Raw genomic sequence first — 3,821 nt, 5'->3', positions numbered from 1 at the left:
GATTTTAAATCATCCAAATCTTCCTTCAGTCTTGTCTTATGGTACTCTGGCTGCTTAAAAACTGTCCGGAGTATTGTAATAGTTAATTTGGCTTCGCTAGTGCGATCGCCCATTCCCCCAGTAATAGTAACAGTTCCAGGTCGCAGCGCTTGAAATGTGCCCGCTGATTGCGTTTGAGCGAGCAACGGCTCCGCATTGGGAGATTTGCTGGATGCACCAGGTATCGGTTGCTGATAGTAGGGAGTCGAAAATCGGAAATAAGTCACTGGCGGAAGCAATCTCCCCTTTGAATCGGAGAGAATTATTTTAAAGGTAATACGATCGCCCACGCGCACGGTTGCAACTTCTGGTAGAATCCGAAGTGTCCAATCAGGCGGGTAAACAATACCGGACATAGAGAGTGTTTCTCCACCTTTCTTGGCAAACACGGCAAACTTTCCCGGCGCAATACCCGTCACAGTTCCATCTGGGGAAACTTTGACCGCTTCTTCATAATCGGACGACCACACCCACTGTTTCTCGGACTGCGTAGAATCTCCTGGAATACACCCTGAAACGGCGTCGGTACTCCCGATTTTTAGCTTAGTCGTTTGACCCACAATTAAAGGCTCTACTTCCCAAGAATTGTAGTTAAGGCAAGGGGGATTATATATACCTAGAAATTCTCTCAACTCCCATACCGTAATACCTATGAATCCGAATAACAGGACGATCGCAGTTACGCAGCCGAACCCGATAAATTCTTTCTGTTTGTTATTCATATTTAATATTGATTTTTTTTCTATCTATAACTTTATGAACCAGTGCGCCCAGCGCTCTAGCTTTGTAGGCCACCGAGAAAAGTGGCACAGAGATAAATAAAATACTATTATTTTTTCATGTCGGGAATACTGCGCTAAAGTATCTCGAAATAAATTTGTAATTTCATAGCAGATAAAAGAGCATTCATTCATTCATTCATTCACTAACTTTTATTAAAAATATCTGCGTTAGTTTGTGTTGAATCTGCCTTGAATCGGCGATTTGCTTATCAAAAAATTATGCAATAAGTATTGTAAAGTTGAATTTATTATAACATTATGGTCAGCAAAGGGCAAGACAATAGATGCACAAAAATATCGAATAATATAGGTAAGTTATCCTAAAAAAATAACCGACATGATACTTGAAACTCAGAGATTGGTTTTGAAACAAATTTGGGAGAGCGACCTCAACACGCTTCATAAAATTTTTATCGATGCCTATGTGAGGAGATATCTGTGCGACGGCGAAATCTGCTCGCTACAAAAGGTTGAAGAAATGCTTGCCGAAAACAAAAAGCTGTTTGCAGAAAAGCAATTCGGTATGTGGTTTATCCAAACTAAGAGCGAGCGAGAAACTATTGGAGTTGGGGGTTTGTGGTGTTTTTTTGAAGAAGAACAGCCCCAGTTAGTTTACGTATTGCTGCCAACAGCAACTAAAAAAGGCTACGCTACTGAAGCTGCAACCAAAATAATAGAGTATGGTTTTGATGAACTTGGCTTTAACTATCTTGTCGCAAGTTGTGATCGCCCAAACATTGAGTCGCGAAAAGTCGCAGAAAGACTCGGAATGAAACAAGTAGAAGAAAGAATTATGAATGGAAATTCGATATTATTCTTTAGAATCGATAAGTAGTAATTAGCAGTAAGGGCGCAATGCACAAATGGCTTTCGGTGGTGGGGATTGGCGAAGATGGATTATCGGGATTGAGTGCGATCGCCCGTACCCTACTCGATCGAGCTCAACTCGTTGTCGGCGGTGCCCGTCACCTCGCAATGCTACCAATTGACGACACCCGCGAACAATTGCTTTGGGCTTCGCCGATACAAGCAACAGTCGATCAAATCATCCGCCGCCGGGGACAGTCTGTTTGTGTGCTAGCCAGCGGCGATCCGATGTGTCACGGAATTGGGGTAACACTGTCGCGCCAAATTCTCATTTCGGAAATGACTGTGATTCCGGCGGCATCGGCTTTTAGTCTTGCTTGCGCCCGTTTGGGTTGGCCGCTGGCCCAAGTTGAGACTTTCAGTTTGACTAATCGCCCGATCGCATCGATCTCCCTTGCTTTGTCCCCCGGCGCGCGCCTGCTGGTGTTGAGTGCTGACAGGCACACCCCTGGTCTTGTGGCAGCAATGTTAACACAGCGGGGGTTTGGCAGCAGTTTGATGACCGTGTTCGAGCGGATGGGATCGGAATCGGAACGGCGGATCGAGGGGGTAGCAGCAGCCTGGAATGAATCGGATTTGGCGGATTTGAACACGATCGCAATCGCAGTTGCAGCCGATCGCGAAACTGTGATTGTCCCTCGTACCTCCGGTTTGCCGGATGCTGCTTATCGCCACGACGGACAACTTACCAAGCGGGAGGTTCGAGCCGTTACTGTGTCAACGTTAGCCCCGATTCCCGGAGAGTTACTTTGGGATGTGGGTGCGGGCTGCGGCTCGATCGCGATCGAATGGATGCGGAGTCATCCTCGGTGCAGGGCGATCGCGATCGAACGCGATCCGAGTCGATTGCAATACATCGCTGAAAATGCCTCGACTTTCGGCGTTCCCGAACTCGAAATCGTGGCGGGAGAAGCGCCGGAAGCCCTGACAAATTTGCCTCAACCGAATGCTATTTTCATCGGCGGCGGTGTCACCGCAGAATCCGTGCTGGAAACTTGCTGGAATGCTTTAGGTGAAGGCGGTCGATTAGTTGTTAATGCGGTGACAGTTGAGAGCGAATTTAAAGTTTTGCAATGGCACGATATTTACGGCGGGGAACTCATTAGAATTGGGATTCAGCGAGTAGGGGCGCTCGGTTCTTTTCAGGGTTGGAAACCGCTTGCACCGGTGACTCAGTGGGCCGTAGTTAAAAAGTAAAAGACGATGTGGGCCGTAGTTAAAAAGTAAAAGACAATCGATATTTTGGCTAGTATGGTGTTGATAAAACTGTGACTTATAGTATCAATAAGCAATAGAAATATGACACAAGTTAAAAAAAAATTAGCTTTTAAGCAAGATATTATTGTGATGCTTTGGGCACAGTTGACTGTTGACTATCAAAAAACTCAATCAGAACGGAGAGAGATAGCCCATAGTTATTTTGGTTCCGAGGAAAACTTTTCGTTTCTGGAGGAGCTTGAGTTAGTAACAGTGAGTATTCGCGGTTATGCTAGTCAGATTGAGGCTAGGGCAGGGATTGAGCATCGCGAGGAGGCGATCGCAGAGTTATATCAGCTTAGGGTGTTAGATCGTTCTGCGATCGCTCAGTTTTATGATGAGACGCGAGCGCGCTATCTTCAAATGCGAGCCTATATCCGAATGCTGGACTATTTGCAGTTGCTGCTGTTGGAGTATTTGCAGATGGAATAAAGCTAATGACTATCATCACAATGCAATAAATCTAGCACAACTCAGTCACCTGATGAATTGTCAGAAGATGAACGTAATAAGCCTAGCAAGAAAGAAATTCCGATAGCTTGAAAAATAGAAATTGTGGAGAATCCAAACAAATCTGGCATCAGCCAGTTCCACAGAAGAACAACCAATATAGAATTAACGATAGCCCAAACGATAGCCCCAATTAGTATTGTTAAGCAACCACCACTGCAACCACCAGTAAAAGAATTACCCGAACTATTCATGAGAAATTTTCCTCATTTATTTCGATCTATTTAGAACTAAAAGCTCACTTGCTTGAAAGTAATAACCTCGCAAGCACAAATAAACCCACTGCTTGTAATACCAATTTACTATGAAGTTGCACTTAATATAGCTTCAAGGATATAATCCCAACCACAGAGAGATAAAACTTCT

5 protein-coding genes are annotated in these 3,821 nt (G+C 44.7%); 3 read left to right on the top strand and 2 right to left on the bottom strand.

Going from position 1 to position 3,821, the window contains the following annotated elements; translation table 11 throughout:
* On the bottom strand, positions 1-761 hold a 761-nt coding region (locus tag QUA27_RS27070), incomplete at its 3' end, for an Ig-like domain-containing protein (protein ID WP_333072125.1).
* 424 nt (positions 762-1,185) lie between these two features.
* On the opposite strand from QUA27_RS27070, the gene QUA27_RS27065 reads away from it, so the two are divergent.
* The 3 genes from QUA27_RS27065 to QUA27_RS27055 all read left to right on the top strand — a co-directional run bounded on the left by QUA27_RS27065 (position 1,186) and on the right by QUA27_RS27055 (position 3,377).
* Entirely contained in the window at positions 1,186-1,656 is a 471-nt protein-coding gene (locus tag QUA27_RS27065) for a GNAT family N-acetyltransferase (protein WP_333072123.1), read from the top strand.
* A 20-nt stretch (positions 1,657-1,676) separates the two neighbouring features.
* Entirely contained in the window at positions 1,677-2,885 is a 1,209-nt protein-coding gene (gene cbiE, locus QUA27_RS27060) for a precorrin-6y C5,15-methyltransferase (decarboxylating) subunit CbiE (RefSeq protein WP_333072120.1), read from the top strand.
* A 102-nt stretch (positions 2,886-2,987) separates the two neighbouring features.
* Positions 2,988-3,377 carry a hypothetical protein gene (locus QUA27_RS27055; RefSeq protein WP_333072117.1) on the top strand — a complete coding sequence of 130 codons (390 nt, stop codon included), beginning with the start codon at positions 2,988-2,990 and terminating at the stop codon, positions 3,375-3,377.
* Between the two features lie 41 nt (positions 3,378-3,418).
* Here the strand turns inward: QUA27_RS27055 and QUA27_RS27050 are convergent, their stop codons facing one another.
* The gene (locus tag QUA27_RS27050) at positions 3,419-3,649 is read right to left on the bottom strand and encodes a hypothetical protein (RefSeq protein ID WP_333072115.1); all 231 of its coding nucleotides are present in this window, start codon (positions 3,647-3,649) and stop codon (positions 3,419-3,421) included.
* Between the last annotated feature and the right edge of the window lie 172 nt (positions 3,650-3,821).

It is taken from the genome of Microcoleus harperi Pol14_C6, assembly GCF_036701295.1.
GTDB lineage: Bacteria > Cyanobacteriota > Cyanobacteriia > Cyanobacteriales > Microcoleaceae > Microcoleus.
Note: the sequence above shows the minus strand (reverse complement) of the source record. Positions and strands in the feature narration are given on the sequence as shown.

Bases quoted from the DNA above. Each gene is read 5' to 3' on its own strand.
- cbiE (WP_333072120.1), top strand. From the start codon at position 1,677: ATGCACAAATGGCTTTCGGTGGTGGGGATTGGCGAAGATGGATTATCG.
- QUA27_RS27055 (WP_333072117.1), top strand. From the start codon at position 2,988: ATGACACAAGTTAAAAAAAAATTAGCTTTTAAGCAAGATATTATTGTG.
- QUA27_RS27050 (WP_333072115.1), bottom strand. From the start codon at position 3,649: ATGAATAGTTCGGGTAATTCTTTTACTGGTGGTTGCAGTGGTGGTTGC.